The organism is Algoriphagus pacificus (assembly GCF_017254845.1).
GTDB classification, from domain to species: domain Bacteria; phylum Bacteroidota; class Bacteroidia; order Cytophagales; family Cyclobacteriaceae; genus Algoriphagus; species Algoriphagus pacificus.
The window spans coordinates 26,750-44,303 of sequence record NZ_JAFKCU010000002.1 but is presented as its reverse complement, the minus strand read 5'-3'; the positions used below and the strand labels follow the sequence as shown (position 1 = coordinate 44,303).

The window sequence follows — 17,554 nt, the reverse complement described above, 5'->3', positions numbered from 1 at the left end:
TATTACCCTATAGAATTTGGAGTTTTATAACAAACAAAAAAAATCGAAGTCAAAAGAAATTCCCTTATTTCTCCAACATCCTTTTCATAATCTCCACCTTCTCCCGCTCCGATTCCAAGAGGCGCTCATAGAGCTTTTTGTTTTCTTCTAAAGCCTCAACAAGCTTGTCTAAAGGATTGAAAGAACAATAATTATTAATTGCATTTAAAGTAGAGTTATCGTGGCTTTCAAATGAATTGTTGAAAATATGCATCGCCACATCCTCTGAAAAATTTTTAACTGCCTCAGCAGGCACTTTTAAAATCTTAGCCACTTGTCGAAGTAACTCATCCTCCACTTCTTCTTTTTGTTCCAGCAGGCTGATTTTCTTCTGGGACCAGTCCTCCCCTAGCTCAAAAGCCAAGGCCTCCTGTTTGATGCCCATCATTTCCCTGAATCGCTTGATATTTCTGCCGTGGTGGATCTTCTCGTTCATAGTCTGCTAAGTGTTATGGGAAAAATAGGAAATTCTCTGCTAAGTCCTTTAACTAAATTATTCCATTTCTGGGAATGGAGCAAGGATATAGCAGGAATGATGAAAATATTCAGACAAAATATGTCGGTATGATGGGTAAAATGGCTGATTCATATATAACTCAAGAGCTGATCCCAAACATCCACACCAAATTTGAAAATCACTTTAGGAGAGGTGATACTTTATTCAAATTCACCTTCTAAAACATCCTTCCTAAGAATACTTTAGCCTATTAAAATCAAATAATTTGAGATACATCAAAGCTTATTCAAGATGACACTTTCATTTGACCATTCCGAAAATGCCCTATTCGAATACTACTCAGATCAAGACATCAGTATGTACCTCTGGGAAATGTACCAATGCTGGATGCTCGAACTTTCACAGTTAGATAAAACGCATCTAGATGTAAGCAATAGGCAATACTTCTTTGAACTTTTAGCGGCTCATATTTCCAAACAACAATTGCTCGATCAATCTAATACCCCATCAAGCCAATTAGCCCAAAGCAGTATTCAAGAGACTTCATAACATAAGCCAGGATAAAATATATTCTATTAATCCGCTGTTCAGGATTTGCAATCCTGAACTTAGTTCCTAGGATTTTTAATCCGGGATTTATTGAAAAAGACACGATTTTTAAGATTACAAATCTTCTGATCGAACTTCGAGATTACAACCGCGATATTTATCGGGTCTCGAAGAGCGGGCTTCATAACAGAAACCAGGATAAAATATATTCTATTTACCTCCGCCAATATCACCCTCCCTCTATCCCAAACTTTTCCAAGGGGAGAATATTGATGAAATGCCTTTAATCTATAGGGTTTATCCAAGGTTTATACAGGGTTTAAGTAAATTTTATACAAATAAAAATTGCTTTTACCTTATAAAAAGACTGTTAAAAGAATGACTAGTAGATACTTAATTATTTGGTATCTAAAGATTTATTATTACTTTGTTTATAGTTCAAATTTAAACTAGAATAAGTATGGCTACTCTTTCAGATTCCAGTGTAATTCAGCCTCAAGGAAAAGTGGGAGGTTTTACTTTTTACAAACTCAATGGCAAAATCATTATGAGAAGTTTGCCCCGGGCTCCCCATAAAAACGGAACCAACCCCACTCCTCTTCAAAAAGTATATCAAAACCGAATGGCTGAAGTGAATGCCTATCTTCGACCACTTTCCAGAGTTCTAGATTTTGGTTACCAAAACTTTTTAGATCAAAAGACCGGAGTGAATTGGGCTCATACCAATGTATCCACCAAAGGGTATAACCATACAGCTAATCCACGAATCAATCCTGCTTATTTACAAATCAGCAAGGGGATTCTTTTGGGAGCTGAAGCCCCTTTGGCAGTACGTAACGCAGATGGAATTACAATTTCATGGAAATACAACTCAGCAGAAGGAAATGCCAATGAAGGCGATTCTGTGATGATTCTTTTAAACCAGCCTGAATCACAAAAGCATGTCTGGATCAAGGAAGCTGGAAGAAGAAGAGACTTACAAGCTTTGGCTGCACTTGAAGGGGAAAAGTCGGAAATGGAATGGGAAGTTTACTTGGTTTTTCATAGATCTCTGAATAACAAAAAAGTTGTGATATCTGATTCTATGTACTTGGGAAGGGTTTAAAGAAAGGAAGATAAAATTGGTAGTTGGCAGTCTCAGTGAACAGTCGCAGTCGGAAGCTTACTTTCCAAAGGGTGTGAGAAGGTAAGTAATAAGTCTGAAAGCTAAAGTCTGAAAGCTGAAAGTCTGCCTACCGGAGGAAGGTGAGAAGGCCGAAATGATGGAGGAAGTTGGAAGTTGGCAGTCTCAGTGAACAGTCGCAGTCGGAGGCTTACTTTCCAAAGGGTGTTAAAAGGTAAGTAATAAGTCTGAAAGCTAAAGTCTGAAAGCTGAAAGTCTGCCTGCCGGAGGAAGGTGAGAAGGCCGAAATGATGGAGGAAGTTGAAAGTTGGCAGTCTCAGTGAACAGTCGCAGTCGGAAGCTTACTTTCCTAAAGGGTTTTAGAAGGTAAGTAATAAGTCAGAAAGCTAAAGTCAGAAAGCTAAAGCCTGTCTACCGGAGGAAGGTGAGAAGGCCGAAATGATGGAGGAAGTTGGAAGTAAGCAGTCGCAGTGAGCAGTCTCAGTCGGAGGCTGTAATCCGGAGCTGTGAGCCTTTCGGGATTTTCGGTTTTGTACTGAATAGAACACCGTTAAGAAAATGACTTAGCTCGCGAAGGTACACGACGTTAATAAATCTTCCAGTGGAAGATTTTAGGCGTGGGACAGCAAGTTGGGCAGGTGAGATCCAGTCATTTTTAGGTGTGAAATGAAATACAAAATTCCGCTGTCTTTCTGTTTAAAATGAAAAAAAATGTATTCAGCGGAAAGAAAATATCGAGGCTCAGGGCTTTTTGGTTACTTTTTGGCCGCCAAAAAGTGACAAAGTTAAAATCCCCTGTTCAGGATTTTTAAGATTACAAATCATTCGATCAAGCTTCGCAATTTTATCCACGATTATAATTTAGACTCGAAAATCCGGATATTAGAAAAGATCATTTCTAGACCTCAAAAATTAAAAATTAATTTATCTAAGAAGCTTTTATTTTGCTGGTAATCCAACGAGATTGCTATTGTTTTTTAGTCAGTTCAACAGTCATATAGATCAATAAATTTTACATGAAAATCTTTTTCCTTTTCGCATTCCTAAGCATCTCGATTAGCATACATGCGCAATCAGATAAGGTCTACAATTATCTAAGTTCTGATTTAATCTACAAACCAGAACCAAGTGAAGAATTCACTTCTTGGCTGAAAGAAAATAATGAAAAACTGGGTAAGAAAGCTCCTTACAATTCAAAAAAAGACACTAAGGTGACTCTGGTATTCATAGTCGATGAAAATGGGATAATTCAAAACCCAAAAATCTGGAGAGGGATTGGTCAAGGTTATGATGAGTATGCGTATAACCTGATAAAGAAGAACCCAAACCCTTGGACACCGGCAAAAACAGAAAATGGTAATGTAAAAACCGAGGTCTTTTACCAACTGGATTTTATGAAGAACAATAATACCATCCGAAGCGAATCAAACGAGCTTCTAGAAAAATAGCCCCTTCTGTTTAAGATTTGTAATCCTGAACTGTGATCGTAGGATTTTTAATCCGGGATATTTGGAAAAAGAACATGATTTTTAAGAAAACAAATCTTCTGGAAACACTTCGAGACTTCATCTAGTCAAATCAAGTAACCCCGAGCATTGAGAGTTCCCAGAGGCTGTCATTCGGAGCTGTGAGCCTTTCGATATTTTCGGTTTTGGACTGAATAGAACACCGTTAAGAAAATGACTTAGCTCGCGAGGGTACACGACGTTAATAAATCTTCCAGTGGAAGATTTTAGGCGTGGGACAGCAAGTTGGGCAGGTGAGATCCAGTCATTTTTAGGTGTGAAATGCAGTACAAAACTCCGCTGTCTTTCTGTTTAAAATGAATAAATAATGTTTTCAGAGGAAAGAAAAAATCGAGGCTCAGGGCTTTTTGGTTACTTTTTGGCCGCCAAAAAGTGACAAAGTTAAAATCCTCTGTTCTTGATTTTTTTAGAGTACAAATCTTCTGATCCTACTTCGAGAATAAAGATCTCAAACTGGGAATTAATAAGCTTCTCAACTTGAGATATTCTTTACTCATTGTAAAACATGAAAGTCAGTATTTGCTGTTTTAAACGGCTTACAAATGGGAAATGGCTTGGCACAACTTGTGAAATGGTGTATTTGTATCTATCATTTAATACTCAACACCACACCATGAACAATTTCTTTAAAACACTTATCGCAGGCTATGGCGCTTACAAATTAGGCGGCGGATGCCTTGGAACCATCTTGGTATTTGTGCTTATCTTCTTCCTATTGGGTCAGTGTAGTTGAATTGAAATCAGAGTAATCAAAATTTAGAAATGAATTTTGATTCAAAGTGATGAAAAATAAACTCCATTTTTTTTTACGGCTCATAAAAGTAAATCGCTGGTAAAATAAAGATCGTATTGTAGACCCCATGGAATAAGATGGCCCATTTCATACCATGATTAAGTCTGATATAACTCAATACTAATCCTATCCAAAACTGAATTGCAACTAAAAAAGGTATATAATAGAAATACTGGCCGTAATCAAAATCCTTGAAATTGGTAATGTGAACTAGGCCAAAAAATGCAGCCGAAAAATATACTACAAATTTTAGTGGTGGGGGATTATCACTACTTACTCTGATAAGTAAAAAGATCATGTACCCTATAAAAATAATTGGGAACCATATAGCCATCGCAAATAATAGAGAAAGGCCCAAACTATACCAAATGGAGGTAATTTTTAAATCCAAATGAAGCCTGAAAATAGGTTCTTCGATAAGAGGGGCAAGCACTATTCCGAAAATGGCAATAATCCATTTATTTTCTTTTAACAAATCTCCCAGTCCATTTTCAAATTGATCCATTCCCATGAATTCTAAAATATAAGCGTATGGAACTACTACTATAATCGCTAGAATTAAGAGTCCAAAAAATTCCGAAAACTTCATTGGTTGGTAAGCAGGTGCTTTTTCAGGATTCTTTAAAAAGTCCAGTAGTTTGTAAAAGATTTTCATGCCGAAAGAAAAAAGATTTCCTAAAACTAAGACTTAAATTAAAAATTCAAAGTTTTATTTACTGTATAGAATTAAAAATTTAAGTTTCAGGAATCATAAAAAACCTCCGAGGTCTGTTCGACTCCGGAGGCTTACATTTTTCAGCCTTTGTGCATATTCAAAGAAATTTCTAAGTCTTACCTCCTTCGAAATGACCTGATTTTACCACTGCAAACTGGACACAACTCCCTGAACACTTAGAACTAATTGAGCATCCCACCAATCTTTCAAAGGGAATTTTCATCAATATGAAGGAGATTTTAAATCCAAAAACTTTTGCGACAGGATAGGGAGGGAACTCCCAAAATCCCTAATTTGAATTCAATAACAACTAATCCACTATAATCCAATTAGATAGTAAATCAATACGCTAATTGCACGTGGCTTATATAAACGTTGCGAATTATTACACCAACCAATATTCAATGATAAAATTCTTTAGAAAAATTAGGCAAAACTTACTTTCAGATGGTAAGACTGGCAAGTATTTTAAATATGCAATTGGGGAAATTGTTCTTGTAATGGTTGGAATCCTATTGGCTGTTCAAGTAAACAATTGGAATATAGACAAAAACAATTCAAAGCAAGAAGTTGCTTTATTATCTCAACTTGAAAATGAATATGAGGAAAATTTAAAAGAAGTAAATGAAAAAATAGAAATGCGGTTTGCAATTCTGTCATCAATTAATGAACTCTTTTCATACATCGATAATGGAATAGAGGGTGTGCCTTTAGATACCATAAGACTTCATATTACAAGGACTTTTAAAAATCCAACTTTCGATGGACCTGATGGCGTAATACAAGAAATCTTGAATTCAGGCAAATTATACTTAATACAAAATCCAGAACTAAAAATACATTTATCCAATTGGAAAAACACAGTTCAAAAAGTCGTTGAGGAAGAGCAACTTTTAGTCACCCATAACACTACCTATTACTATGAATATTGCCGGCAAAACTTTAATCAAAGAAAGATGAGAGGAAATAGTTCAGAAGATGAATTGATGAATGTTTATAGGCTTTCTGACAATAAAACAACTGATGATTTTAAAATTACTGGAGAAAATAGTGAATCAGAATATAGAAAATACTTAAACGATATCACTATTTCCAATTATTTACTTTGGTCTAATGCCTATTGTAGAAATGCAAACATTCAATCTATCGGACTGAAAGAAAAAATAGAACAGATTTTAGGAATAATTCGAACAGAGCTAAAAAATAAATCTGAATAAAAAACAAAAGAACTTCTTTGTCAAATTAGTACAAAAGGTTGGATTCCTGGTTTTTTGGTTTTTATAGTTTTACAATCGTAAAACGATTTTTTTTATTTCTCCAAAAACCTTACACTCCTAGCTTTTTTGAACCCCATTTGAATAAAAAGAATCCAATTGATATTATGACCAACAATGCTAGCAGCATTCCAAGGAAATAGCCAAAGCCATAAAAACTTGAAAAATCAAAGGTTTGATTTTTCAGGGTGAAAAACGCGGAAATCCCGAAAAACACCATCCAAAGTATCCCTGCAATCTTTGAAATAAGTTTTAAAGCCTTCATACTATCTAGTTATTAGTTAAGATATTCAAAACCTTAACTATTCCCAACAAAACTGATTCATAAGAATAAATATCCATCTCATAGGCTCTAGGATTTTAATTCCTTGGAATTGGATTAAAAGAAATGTTTTAGGAAATTCTAGAAATTTGTTTGGGCTTCGAGTTTTAAAAACTTGAAGTGAAAGTGATCCTACTCTAATCTTTTGACATATTAAATTCAATAATACCTATTCTATCAAGCTGAAAGCAAGGGTTCCTTTTAAGTCCAGATAAACTATCAAACTATTTTAAGGCAAGGCCATGATACCTCCACATTACAATAGGAATTCTACTTTTTTTAATCAATCTCCTTCGATTTATTGGGCACTTTTCTTTCTTCTAATATTTGCCACAGAGGCTTTCGCTCAGAAAAAGAAACAAATATCAGTTGGTCCAGGTGGTGGAAACATAGAAATCTCTCCGCTTGAGTTGCGGGAGACGATGAATGATTTCTTTTATAAGTTCGCAAGATCCATAACCGAGTCTGCAGACAGTATAATTCAACAATCTCCTGATTCATCCATCGATCAAGAAGCTTTAACCTGGAAAATAAACGCCATCCCCATAGCAAGTGAGGCTATATATAGTTCAGATGCTTTTCTAGGATACATTGATATGGCTGTCTTTACTTACCAAATGAAATTATATTTTGATACAGGTGCCGGTAAGGATTTATTTGGTGACCATCAGCAAATTGCCTTGAATACTCTGGACTTACTTTGGAAGGACTTGCTTGAAATTGGCCGAAATTTGGTCCCTGATAATGATATTTCAGAGGGGACTAAAATCGTGACAGATTTTGCCGAAGAGCATCCGCTCACCAGCTCCTATTTTGTCCGCCAATCAACCATCCCCTTGATGGCCAAAATCCAAAATGTAGAAAAAGTGACATTTAAAGCTTTGGCCTCAGACATGTCCCAAAGTTTGGATGAAATGCGTTCTCAGATCAGTTCCTACATGGAAGTCTTGCCAAAACAAGTTCGCTGGGAAACCGAATATTTGATCAATCAGGCAATGAACTCTCCAGCTTTAACCAGTCGTTTCGATTCCCTCTCCAATTTATTGGAAAGATCCATCTTGGTTCTGGAATCAAGCCCGGAATTAATCGAAAAACAGCGTTTGGAAGCCTTTAAGGATATCAGTAAGGAAAGATTGGCCGTCATTCGGGCATTGCGAATCGAGCGGGAAATTATCTTGGATGAAATCAAAAATGAACGAGCAATTGTATTGGAAGAATTTACCAAACAATTGAATCTCCAGCGGGAAGCTACGTTTGAGGACTTGACCACTTTGACAAATCATAGTCTAGATAAGACCTTTGACAGAATGGAAGGAATGATTGACACTCTTTATTGGAGAACAGCAATTATGATTGGCGTTTTGGTGGTTTTGGTTTTTATTGGATTGATAGTTTATAAGAAGGTCTGAATGAAGCAAACCTTTGAGGTTTTAAATACCTCGATGCTTTTATTTTTTTAACTCAGTTTGGAGAATCGAGATTCCGGAAAGGCAACTAGTTTATAATCGATTATTTAGAATATATATTTGATTTTCAATTACTTAAAAATAACCTCACGCGTTTTTGGGAATCATGTTTTAATCAGACAAACCGTTAACCAATGATAAAATTCTTTAGGAAAATTAGACAAAACTTACTTTTAGAAGGTCAGACTGGAAAGTACCTGAAATATGCTCTTGGAGAAATAATACTCGTTGTCATTGGTATCTTAATAGCACTTCAGATCAACAATGCGAATGAAAGATTAAAACAAAATCGCAAAGCTAAAAACTACGAAGAGACCTTAATTACTGAGCTTAACGACGATTTGATGAGGATAAATCAGTTAGATACCTTATGTCAGAAAATGCAGAAAGACATCAATGGCTACCTCTCCTATTTCAAAAATCCGGATAAGGAATTTACTGTAGTCATTCAAGAAATGGATAAGGTGAACTACTACGGTGATTTCTACCAAAGTATTGCCTATACCATCGATGATATTATTAACACGGGCAACCTGGAGCTATTTAACCAAGAGATCAAAAATGCCATTTTGGAATATAAAGCCACGCAGGATTTTTATGAAAAAAACAGAGAGGAAGTGGTACAAAAATATGTTTTGAGTGATCTTGAATTTGAAAATGCTGTAGATATACTTTCATTTAGCGATCTCCCATCCGATGAATCCCAAAGCCTGAATGACTGGCTATTTGATTTCAAATCGGAACAATACAGATTGTTCAATAATAGAGCGCTTTCTATTTTACGGACTTATAATTTCCGGTCCGACCAAAACAATAAAATAAGACTTAGCATTGAAAAACTGTTATCAGAATTGAAACAGAATTAACCTGCAGTTTAGATCCCGAAGAACGCAGCAAACCGCTGAGCTTACGCAAATTAATACCTTGTTGGAATCTCATCTCTCCCGAACTTTTCTATGAATTGGAAGGACGGAATCCCTAAAATCCTTATTTTGGGTTATACATCAACTAACCCAAGTGGGCAGAATGGATAGTTAAGTAATAGGGAATAGATAATTGGGTTGATAAATTAGTTGGCATTCATTACCTGATAACTCAGTTACTATGAAAAAACTAAACTTTACTTTTTTCTTTTTCTGGAGTATTGCATTTTTATTAATTACAATCATAGGGTTTATACCTACTTTCTTACTTCGGCCTATATTTAGAGAAACATCATTGCCTATTTATTTAATTATCCACGGAGTGCTTATGCTATTTTGGTTTTCTGGATATTTTTCTCAGAACCTACTAATTGCAAAAGGCGACTTGGTAAACCATAGGAAATTTGGATTGTATTGGTTTCTGCTGGCAATTCTAATGGCAATTGGTAACCTGAATGTGGTGCTAAACATTTCTAACGAGGTAGTAACTGGCAACCCAACTTATTTTGGGGAAATACGGACCTACGAAAACTCCGGTGGTTTTGTCATAGGAAATCTTTTTATTACAATTTTCAGCTCAATTCTTATCCTGATAGCATACTGGAAGAGATTAAAACCGGGAGCTCATAAACGAGCAATATTTGGAGCCAGCTTTCTACTTGTAACTCCAGCTTTCGACCGTTTTATTAGACCTTTTGGACTACCTGAAATATTTCAATTCTTAGGCTCTTTCATTATACCGATTTCACTGCTGGTATATGAAATCATTCGTTATAGAAAAGTTCATCCAATGACCCTGCTGGTATTAGCTATCATGTTTTTAATGATCCCTGTTCTTATGACAATAATGAATAATGAAGGTTACATTCAATCAATAATTGAGTTCTTAGGATAAAGTGACTACAAACATTCGGTCATAAAAAACCTCCGAAATCTTCTCGACTCCAGAGGCTTATATTTTTTCAGATAAATTATTTTATTAGAGATTTCCTTGCTGTTCAGGATTTGTAATCCTGAACCCAATTCATAGGATTTAAAATCCGGGTATTTAGAAAAATAATAATGCCTTCATTAATAGTTTCAATCAGGAAGTTTGCAAAACTCTTGATCAAACTTCGGGATTGCAAATCCCGAAGAGCGGGATATTTAACAGGTCCCGAAGAGCCGGATGTCTGAGTCCCTCAGAATTTTTTCAATCTTAGATTAGATTCCATCTTGCTGGCAAAACGATTCAGTCTACTAAAGAAAATCTCGGGCCAGCGCTGGGGAAATCTATTTCATTTTTACCCAGGGTTAAAACCCTGGGCTATAAATCTTTGACCCCGCTGGGGTCTGGAATTAATAAATATTTAACAGGTCCCGAAGAGCGGGTCTCAAAGAGCTGAGTTTATTTCTTTCTCAATAAATACCTGGTGTGTCCATCTGAATAACCAAAAATTAGCGTGTCACCCGAGAAGCCATAGCGGTTTTGGCGTGATCCTTCATTGGTAATAATCTCTAAAGTTTCATTGTTAATCGTCTTCCAATAAAAATTAGGAATCAAGGAATAGTCTAAAGGTTCTGATATTCCACTTCGCTTTAGATCATCTATAAAAAATTGCGGATCAAAAATTAGCTTTCCATCTTTTGAATATGTTTCCACATAGTTTTTTCCATAAAACTCATTTTTTTCGATTTCCCCATTTGCATCCTTTGAATACAGCATAGTCCACTTTCCTACCAAACGAGGATCACGCTCTGCTTTTTGGGAAAATGCCAGAATAACAACACTTAGAAAAACCAGTAAAATTCTCATAAGGCTAAAAATTAACTTAAATATAAGTTATTAAAAAGTTAAAAAAAATAAACCCCGGAAAGAACATTCTTCCAGGGGTTTATAAAATTTAGATTTCAGAATTCAGCCTTTAGAATTAAAACACTGCTAACGTTCCTCCGGTAGGCAAACTGCCAACTGCGACTATTTTCAGCTTTCTGAATTTTGATTTTAGTCTATTGAATTATTGCCTTCGACTCCGCTCAGGCTGACTGAACACTGAGACCTACCTGAGGTAGGCAAGCTGCCAACTGCGACTATTCTCAGCTTTCTGACTTTTGATTTTAGTCTATTGAATTATTGCCTTCGACTCCGCTCAGGCTGACTGAACACTGAGACCTACCTGAGGTAGGCAAGCTGCCTACTGCGACTGCGACTCTCACTTTCAAATTAAACCTTCGAGGTTTTAAAAACCTCAAAGGTTATTTCAGATTTTTGTATCGAATCCTCTTCGGAGTCACATCACCCAATCGCTTCTTCTTGTTTTCCTCGTAGTCGGAGAAGTTACCTTCAAACCAAACTACCTGAGAATCTCCTTCGAATGCCAGGATATGAGTACAAATTCTATCCAGGAACCATCTGTCGTGGGAAATTACAACAGCACAGCCACCGAAGTTTTCCAAGGCTTCTTCCAGCGCTCTCAATGTATTTACATCCAAGTCATTGGTTGGCTCATCTAGTAATAGCAAGTTGCCGCCTTCTTTCAAAGTCAAAGCCAAGTGAACTCGGTTTCGCTCTCCACCGGAAAGTACTCCCACTTTCTTTTCCTGATCTCCCCCACCGAAGTTGAATTTGGAGACATAAGCTCTTGCGTTCACTTCTTTATTACCCAATTTCATCAGTTCGTTTCCTTCGGAAATTGTCTGATAAACCGTCTTATTTGGATCCAAAATATCATGTCCCTGATCCACATAAGCTAGCTGAACGGTCTCTCCTACCTCGAAATGACCGGCATCTGGTTTTTCCTGACCTGTGATTAGTTTAAATAGAGTTGATTTACCCGCACCGTTTGGTCCTATCACTCCGACGATTCCCCCTTGTGGTAAAGCAAAAGTTAAGTTTTCAAACAATAGCTTATCACCATAGGCTTTAGAAACGCCATTAACCTCAATCACTTTGGCACCCAATCTTGGCCCTGGCGGGATAAACAATTCCAGCTTGGCTTCTTTCTCTTTTGCTTCCTCCCCGACCAGTTTATCATAGGCACTCAAACGTGCTTTCCCTTTTGCCTGACGGGCTTTCGGAGTCATTCTGATCCATTCCAGCTCTCGTTCCAAAGTCTTCTGACGCTTCGACTCTGTCTTTTCCTCTTGCTTCAATCGATTCTGCTTCTGATCCAACCAAGAAGAATAATTTCCTTTCCAAGGAATCCCTTCTCCACGATCCAGTTCCAAAATCCATCCGGCCACATTATCCAAGAAATATCTATCGTGCGTCACTGCGATAACAGTTCCTTTGTAATTCTGAAGATGTTGCTCCAACCAATGCACGGACTCAGCATCCAGGTGGTTGGTCGGTTCATCGAGAAGCAATACATCCGGTTCCTGCAAAAGCAAGCGGCAAAGTGCCACTCTTCTTTTTTCACCACCAGAAAGGTTGGCCACGTTAGCATCACTAGGAGGAAGTCTAAGCGCATCCATGGCTTTGTCCAGCATCACGTCTAGTTCCCAAGCGTTAGCCGCGTCAAGCTTCTCCTGCACCTCTCCTTGCTTCGCGATTAATTTATCCATGGCATCAGGATCTTCCATTAAGGCTGGATCCATGAATTTCTCATTGATCTCCTCAAATTCCTTCAGCAAAGCGACAGTCTCTGCCACTGCTTCTTCCACTACTTCTTTGACGGTTTTGGTAGGGTCCAATTGAGGCTCTTGTTCCAGCATTCCCACGGTGTAACCCGGAGACCAAACCACCTCACCGAGGAATTCTTTATCGATTCCTGCTATGATTTTCAGCAAGGATGATTTACCGGAACCATTCAAACCAAGCACCCCGATTTTGGCACCATAAAAAAATGAGAGATAAATATCTTTCAAGACTTTTTTCTGTGGCGGATAAATTTTTGACACTCCGGCCATAGAAAAGATTATTTTTTCTGCACTCATGCGGTAAGTTTTGCGTTACAAATTCACTGAATTGGTAAAGATGGCAAAAAAACCCCTTTCTTAGGATAAGTGCTTTTGAATTAATTAATTTGCCAAAAATTGGAAACGACCACCTAACCTACTGTAGAGCAATGGAGCATCCGTATGGATATATTAAGGATAACAAAGTTTATTTAAAGGGATTTTTAGGTCAGGATGACCGGGTGATTGGTGAGGTAAAGGAAGATGAGGCATCCACTTTAAATTATTTTGAAGCTAGATTCGAACAGCTTAAAGAAAAGGTCGAAAAGCTTAAGACAGACATTCAGGAAAATCAAAATAAGGGTTCTTTTCTGATGAAATTGATCCACTTGAGGGATTCTCTCATGAATGCTGATGCGCTTGGAGATTTCATCCCTTTGATCGAAGATCTCAATAAAGAGGAAGAATATCTGAACGAAATCATCCAGGCCAATCGCTCCAAAAATCTGGAAGTTAAAAATGCTTTGATTCAGGAAGCAGAGGAACTGAAAGATGATACAGATTGGAGAGAAACTACAGAAGCTTTCAAAGATTTAAAACTTCGATGGATCAAGACTGGTCCTGTAGAAAAAGATTTAGAAGAAGAAATCGAAACCAAATTCAACGATGCGGTGCAGCATTTCTTCGAAAATAGAAGACATTATTACGAAGGTCTTGCGCTACAGGCGGAAGAAAACATCAAAATATATGAGGCTTTGGTGGTTCAAGCCAGAGAAGCCCATGATTTCCCAGATGCCAAAGTAGCCTTTGAAATCAGTAAAAAAATCCAAAAAGAATGGAAAGCTGCCGGTAAAGTTCCTGCTGAGAAGCGTCAACCACTTTGGGATGAATTTTCTAAACTGAACAACAGGATCTTCTCGCGATACAAAAGGACCCTCAATCCAGGGCCTACCATGCACCCGAGAGAAGTCATCCGTAAAGCGGAGCAATTGACGGAGGAAATCAAGCGACTTTCCAGCCAGCCTACGACTTTTGAACTGATCAATCAGGCTAAAAAAATCCAGGAGGAATGGAAGAAATTACCGATGAGAAAACCTAAAGAGGTGAATCTAACGGCAAGATCTTATCAGTTTTTTATGGACATAGTTTTTGAAAAAGCTTTCCTCGAAAAATTAGTGCATGGGAAATATGCTGATTTTGATGAAAAGCCCGTTGAAGAGCAAAAGCAGATCAAAATTGCCCTGATGAAAGATTTATTGCATCGGGATCAGACTGAATTGGAAACTGTAACAGGTAATTCTGAAAATTTCCGCGTTCAGACTCAGGATTTTGAGATTATGATGAAGAAAAAACTTGCTGGATTGAAAAGAAAAGTTGACGTAAAAAATTATATTTTGAGGCAACTTTCTTTTAAATAATGAGTACTTGATTACATATTTAAAAAAAAAGATAATTTTGCACCCCTATTAAAATCCGGAACACCTATTAATTAAGATAAACACTATGTACTGGACACTTGAACTTGCCTCTTATTTAGAAGATGCTCCTTGGCCTGCAACTAAGGATGAGTTAATTGATTACGGCATCAGATCTGGCGCACCACTTGAAGTGGTCGAGAACCTCCAGGAATTAGAAGATGACGGCGAGCCTTATGAAACTATTGAGGAAATCTGGCCGGACTATCCGACTAAGGATGACTTCTTCTTCAACGAGGACGAATATTAAAATGAAAGCCCCGATTTCGGGGCTTTCTGTTTTTTCTATAAACCAAGTACTTCTCTGAGACGGGCGTAACCTGCTTTGCTGACAGATACTTGCTCTCCATTTCGAAGTTTGACGATGTAATTTTCCCGCTCGTAGGGTTCTATCTGGGTAACCTCATTGAGGTTGACCATGTAGGATCTATGAACTCGCGAGAACTTTGCCGGATCCATTGCCTCTTCCAAGGCTTTCATGGTCATTTTTTTGAGGTATTTGACTCCCTTACTATGGATAGCGATGTAGTCATCTTCCGCCTCAAAATATGAAACATCCTGGATTTGGATGATTTTGATTTCATTTTTCACGCGCACGACTAATCTTGAGCTCTTCTCTGCAAGTTGCCCGAGAGATTCACTTTCGATAGCTGAAGATTGATTCAGGTATTTTTCTATGGCCTGATTAAATCTGGACTGCGAAAACGGCTTCAACAGATAATCAATCGCCATGGCATCAAATGCCTTTAGGGCGTATTGGTCAAATGCAGTAGTAAAAATCACAGCTGGAGGTTCATCTAATAATTCCAGCATTTCAAAGCCAGTGATTTTTGGCATCTGCACATCCAGAAAAATTAAATCCGGCTGATGGGTCTGCACGGCCTTTAAGCCCTGAAAGCCATCCTGACAAACCTCCATCACCTGAAACTGTGGAAAAGCCATCAGGTACTCCTGAACGATTCCAGCGGCAAGAGGCTCATCATCTATGATTAGCGTTTTGATCATTTCAATTGGGGTATTTTAAGTGTCACTAAAAATCTTCCTTCAGAAGAATTCGTCTGAAGCAGATCCGTTCTGCCAAAAAGTAGTTCCAGTCTTCTTTTGACAGAATCCAATCCAAAACCGGTACCTCCGGGAGGAGAACTTTCGGGATCAAAGGGATTTTCAACCTCAACTTTCAGGTAATTGACATCCGAAGAGGTTTTCAAAAGTATATTCACCTCCCCTGTCAAGCCATATAAACCATGTTTGATCGCATTTTCCAACAAAGGCTGGATCAATAGTTGAGGGAGCTTAGAATCTCCAATTTCAGGGCTTGATTCTATTTCTACCTGCAAGCGGTGTCCAAATCGAACACGCTCAATATCCAGATACATTTTCAGGTAATTCAATTCCTCTTCCAAGCTGACCCATTGCTTGTGATCCTTTCTGATGGTGCCTCTTAGAAAATCAGAAAGCTGCAAAACCATTTCTCTGGCTTTCTGGGGTTGGGAAACCACCAAAGCACTGATAGAATTAAGGCTGTTAAACAGAAAATGTGGCTGTAATTGCTGCCGGATCTGCATGAGTTCAGCTTCCCGGGAAAGCTTGTTGATGGCAGTTTCCCTTCTTTGGCTTTCTTCCTGCTGCTCCAGTTTGGATACTACCAAGGCAATAAAGGCTATCAGAATCTCCGGAATGGCAAGAATGGCCCAGCGCAAGTAGAAACTCTGAAATAGCATCTCCAAATAGAAGGATTCCTCGGTAAAAAGCCATTTGAGAATAAATCTATGTAGACTGATTCCTACAAAGCTTAATACAAATGGAATCAAAATCAGAAGCCAGACATTTTTACCCTTGGGAATATAAAATCCGAAAATAACTTCCAGAACAAATACGCTTGCCAAGAAAACACCTGTAAAAGCCAAAGCATCCGGCCAGGCAAACTCAAAATCAATCCCGTAACTTCTTAGAATAAAAAAACATCCCAGGAACCACAGGACTGCAGTTCCTAAGATGATGTATTTAACAAGTTCGGGTTTTGAAAAAGCCTTGAAAATCAATTTTCTGAAGTTTTAGCAGTTTTGAATCTCGTTAAAATGATTTGATTTCCAAACCTCCAAAGAGCACTGTTCCTTTCAGAATCACTACTTTTTCTGGATCAATCGCAGTATCTCTATAGATTCTCTTGTCTTCAATTCCAGCGGCGATATTGCTGACTTCTGTGCGGATATCCCAATGTGGTGGAACCAAAATCTTCATTCCTCCGAAAATCACATCTACTTGAATCGTGATCGGTCCTTGTATATCTGCTTGAGTCAAATCCAGATCAATACCTCCAAATGCTGCAGTAAGCTTTCCACCTTTCAGATTTTTTGAAAGAATCCTTTTATTCACACCGCTCAAAATTGCATCAATATTCAAGGTATCAGAAAAGGAAGTTCCTCCCATATTGGAAGCAGCTCCTGAAGCTGTGGAACTCGAAAACGAAGAGGTAGATGAAGACGAATCGCTTTCGTTTGTATCTCCACCTATTGGCTGATCCACTTTACTTTTTCTGGATTTTTGCCAATCTGCTTTGATATTACGGATCAAATCCTGCTCCTTTTTCTTTTTGGTGATCAGGTAAAGCCCAAGAACAATCAAGCCAACCGGAAAAATGTACCTATCCAAGGAGAAGGCCAGATGGAATTCATTTTTCAATAAGAAGTAAGTACCGAGAAAAAGAATAAATGCACCGAATAAACTTTTAAACTCATGCTTGATCAAGGTAAACAAACCTATTGCGATCAAAATCATCGGCCAAGTGAGAACCCAAGTTGGAATGAAAATCCCAATTTTCTTAAGAAGTAAGAGAACACCGATTCCCAAAATTACGAATCCGAAAACGATGCCGCCGTCATTTCGAGGGGAAGAATATCTAGTCATTAGTATGTTGGTTTAAATGAATGATCAAATCTAGATTGAAACCCTTTCCTAGAAAATGACTATTCGACCAACACCGAAGCAAAGTCGGTAAAGCCCACTAAAAAGTCGG

Annotated in this window: 16 protein-coding genes; 9 read left to right on the top strand and 7 right to left on the bottom strand. The window is 37.8% G+C overall.

What is annotated here, in order from left to right:
* Window positions 1–64: 64 nt before the first annotated feature.
* Entirely contained in the window at window positions 65–475 is a 411-nt protein-coding gene (locus J0A69_RS07025) for a helix-turn-helix transcriptional regulator (RefSeq protein WP_206585862.1), read from the bottom strand.
* 312 nt (window positions 476–787) lie between these two features.
* Here J0A69_RS07025 and J0A69_RS07020 point away from each other — a divergent pair, with 312 nt between their 5' ends.
* From J0A69_RS07020 to J0A69_RS07010, 3 genes are all read left to right on the top strand, one after another.
* Window positions 788–1,045 (top strand): hypothetical protein, encoded by a 258-nt coding sequence (locus tag J0A69_RS07020; protein WP_206585861.1) that lies wholly within the window; start codon window positions 788–790, stop codon window positions 1,043–1,045.
* Between the two features lie 460 nt (window positions 1,046–1,505).
* The gene (locus J0A69_RS07015) at window positions 1,506–2,150 is read left to right on the top strand and encodes a DUF6266 family protein (RefSeq protein WP_206585860.1); all 645 of its coding nucleotides are present in this window, start codon (window positions 1,506–1,508) and stop codon (window positions 2,148–2,150) included.
* Window positions 2,151–3,184: 1,034 nt separating this feature from the next.
* Entirely contained in the window at window positions 3,185–3,616 is a 432-nt protein-coding gene (locus J0A69_RS07010; RefSeq protein WP_206585859.1) for a hypothetical protein, read from the top strand.
* Window positions 3,617–4,500: 884 nt separating this feature from the next.
* Here J0A69_RS07010 and J0A69_RS07005 read toward each other — a convergent pair.
* Window positions 4,501–5,142: a CPBP family glutamic-type intramembrane protease gene (locus tag J0A69_RS07005; protein ID WP_206585858.1), complete on the bottom strand. Its 642-nt coding sequence runs from the start codon at window positions 5,140–5,142 to the stop codon at window positions 4,501–4,503.
* A 464-nt stretch (window positions 5,143–5,606) separates the two neighbouring features.
* On the opposite strand from J0A69_RS07005, the gene J0A69_RS07000 reads away from it, so the two are divergent.
* From J0A69_RS07000 to J0A69_RS06985, 4 genes are all read left to right on the top strand, one after another.
* Window positions 5,607–6,419 carry a DUF6090 family protein gene (locus J0A69_RS07000; protein ID WP_206585857.1) on the top strand — a complete coding sequence of 271 codons (813 nt, stop codon included), beginning with the start codon at window positions 5,607–5,609 and terminating at the stop codon, window positions 6,417–6,419.
* A gap of 621 nt (window positions 6,420–7,040) precedes the next feature.
* The gene (locus J0A69_RS06995; RefSeq protein ID WP_206585856.1) at window positions 7,041–8,207 is read left to right on the top strand and encodes a hypothetical protein; all 1,167 of its coding nucleotides are present in this window, start codon (window positions 7,041–7,043) and stop codon (window positions 8,205–8,207) included.
* 191 nt (window positions 8,208–8,398) lie between these two features.
* Window positions 8,399–9,130, top strand: coding sequence for a DUF6090 family protein (locus tag J0A69_RS06990; protein ID WP_206585855.1), 732 nt, complete (start codon window positions 8,399–8,401; stop codon window positions 9,128–9,130).
* Window positions 9,131–9,368: 238 nt separating this feature from the next.
* Entirely contained in the window at window positions 9,369–10,082 is a 714-nt protein-coding gene (locus J0A69_RS06985; RefSeq protein ID WP_206585854.1) for a hypothetical protein, read from the top strand.
* A gap of 492 nt (window positions 10,083–10,574) precedes the next feature.
* On the opposite strand, the gene J0A69_RS06980 is transcribed toward J0A69_RS06985, so the two are convergent.
* Both J0A69_RS06980 and ettA read right to left on the bottom strand, forming a co-directional pair.
* A complete protein-coding gene (locus tag J0A69_RS06980) occupies window positions 10,575–10,982 on the bottom strand; it encodes a hypothetical protein (protein WP_206585853.1) in 408 nt (135 codons plus the stop codon).
* A 440-nt stretch (window positions 10,983–11,422) separates the two neighbouring features.
* Complete coding sequence (gene ettA / locus J0A69_RS06975; RefSeq protein ID WP_206585852.1) at window positions 11,423–13,102, bottom strand: energy-dependent translational throttle protein EttA; 1,680 nt, start codon at window positions 13,100–13,102, stop codon at window positions 11,423–11,425.
* Between the two features lie 131 nt (window positions 13,103–13,233).
* Between ettA and J0A69_RS06970 the strand changes: the two genes are divergently transcribed.
* Both J0A69_RS06970 and J0A69_RS06965 read left to right on the top strand, forming a co-directional pair.
* Window positions 13,234–14,481, top strand: a complete 1,248-nt coding sequence (locus J0A69_RS06970) for a DUF349 domain-containing protein (protein WP_206585851.1) — start codon at window positions 13,234–13,236, stop codon at window positions 14,479–14,481.
* Between the two features lie 85 nt (window positions 14,482–14,566).
* Window positions 14,567–14,788, top strand: coding sequence for a DUF2795 domain-containing protein (locus J0A69_RS06965; RefSeq protein WP_008202749.1), 222 nt, complete (start codon window positions 14,567–14,569; stop codon window positions 14,786–14,788).
* A 35-nt stretch (window positions 14,789–14,823) separates the two neighbouring features.
* Here the strand turns inward: J0A69_RS06965 and J0A69_RS06960 are convergent, their stop codons facing one another.
* The 3 genes from J0A69_RS06960 to J0A69_RS06950 are packed head-to-tail and all read right to left on the bottom strand — an operon-like array spanning window position 14,824 to window position 17,445.
* A complete protein-coding gene (locus J0A69_RS06960) occupies window positions 14,824–15,543 on the bottom strand; it encodes a LytR/AlgR family response regulator transcription factor (RefSeq protein ID WP_206585850.1) in 720 nt (239 codons plus the stop codon).
* Window positions 15,540–16,580 (bottom strand): sensor histidine kinase, encoded by a 1,041-nt coding sequence (locus J0A69_RS06955; protein ID WP_236032717.1) that lies wholly within the window; start codon window positions 16,578–16,580, stop codon window positions 15,540–15,542. The genes J0A69_RS06960 and J0A69_RS06955 overlap by 4 nt, the downstream gene beginning before the upstream one ends.
* Before the next feature lie 31 nt (window positions 16,581–16,611).
* Window positions 16,612–17,445 carry a LiaF transmembrane domain-containing protein gene (locus J0A69_RS06950; RefSeq protein WP_206585849.1) on the bottom strand — a complete coding sequence of 278 codons (834 nt, stop codon included), beginning with the start codon at window positions 17,443–17,445 and terminating at the stop codon, window positions 16,612–16,614.
* Window positions 17,446–17,554 lie beyond the last annotated feature (109 nt).

Excerpts from the sequence above, each read along its gene's own strand:
- J0A69_RS07025 (WP_206585862.1), bottom strand. The coding sequence starts at position 475 with ATGAACGAGAAGATCCACCACGGCAGAAATATCAAGCGATTCAGGGAA.
- J0A69_RS07020 (WP_206585861.1), top strand. The coding sequence starts at position 788 with ATGACACTTTCATTTGACCATTCCGAAAATGCCCTATTCGAATACTAC.
- J0A69_RS07015 (WP_206585860.1), top strand. The coding sequence starts at position 1,506 with ATGGCTACTCTTTCAGATTCCAGTGTAATTCAGCCTCAAGGAAAAGTG.
- J0A69_RS07010 (WP_206585859.1), top strand. The coding sequence starts at position 3,185 with ATGAAAATCTTTTTCCTTTTCGCATTCCTAAGCATCTCGATTAGCATA.
- J0A69_RS07005 (WP_206585858.1), bottom strand. The coding sequence starts at position 5,142 with ATGAAAATCTTTTACAAACTACTGGACTTTTTAAAGAATCCTGAAAAA.
- J0A69_RS07000 (WP_206585857.1), top strand. The coding sequence starts at position 5,607 with ATGATAAAATTCTTTAGAAAAATTAGGCAAAACTTACTTTCAGATGGT.
- J0A69_RS06995 (WP_206585856.1), top strand. The coding sequence starts at position 7,041 with ATGATACCTCCACATTACAATAGGAATTCTACTTTTTTTAATCAATCT.
- J0A69_RS06990 (WP_206585855.1), top strand. The coding sequence starts at position 8,399 with ATGATAAAATTCTTTAGGAAAATTAGACAAAACTTACTTTTAGAAGGT.
- J0A69_RS06985 (WP_206585854.1), top strand. The coding sequence starts at position 9,369 with ATGAAAAAACTAAACTTTACTTTTTTCTTTTTCTGGAGTATTGCATTT.
- J0A69_RS06980 (WP_206585853.1), bottom strand. The coding sequence starts at position 10,982 with ATGAGAATTTTACTGGTTTTTCTAAGTGTTGTTATTCTGGCATTTTCC.
- ettA (WP_206585852.1), bottom strand. The coding sequence starts at position 13,102 with ATGAGTGCAGAAAAAATAATCTTTTCTATGGCCGGAGTGTCAAAAATT.
- J0A69_RS06970 (WP_206585851.1), top strand. The coding sequence starts at position 13,234 with ATGGAGCATCCGTATGGATATATTAAGGATAACAAAGTTTATTTAAAG.
- J0A69_RS06965 (WP_008202749.1), top strand. The coding sequence starts at position 14,567 with ATGTACTGGACACTTGAACTTGCCTCTTATTTAGAAGATGCTCCTTGG.
- J0A69_RS06960 (WP_206585850.1), bottom strand. The coding sequence starts at position 15,543 with ATGATCAAAACGCTAATCATAGATGATGAGCCTCTTGCCGCTGGAATC.
- J0A69_RS06950 (WP_206585849.1), bottom strand. The coding sequence starts at position 17,445 with ATGACTAGATATTCTTCCCCTCGAAATGACGGCGGCATCGTTTTCGGA.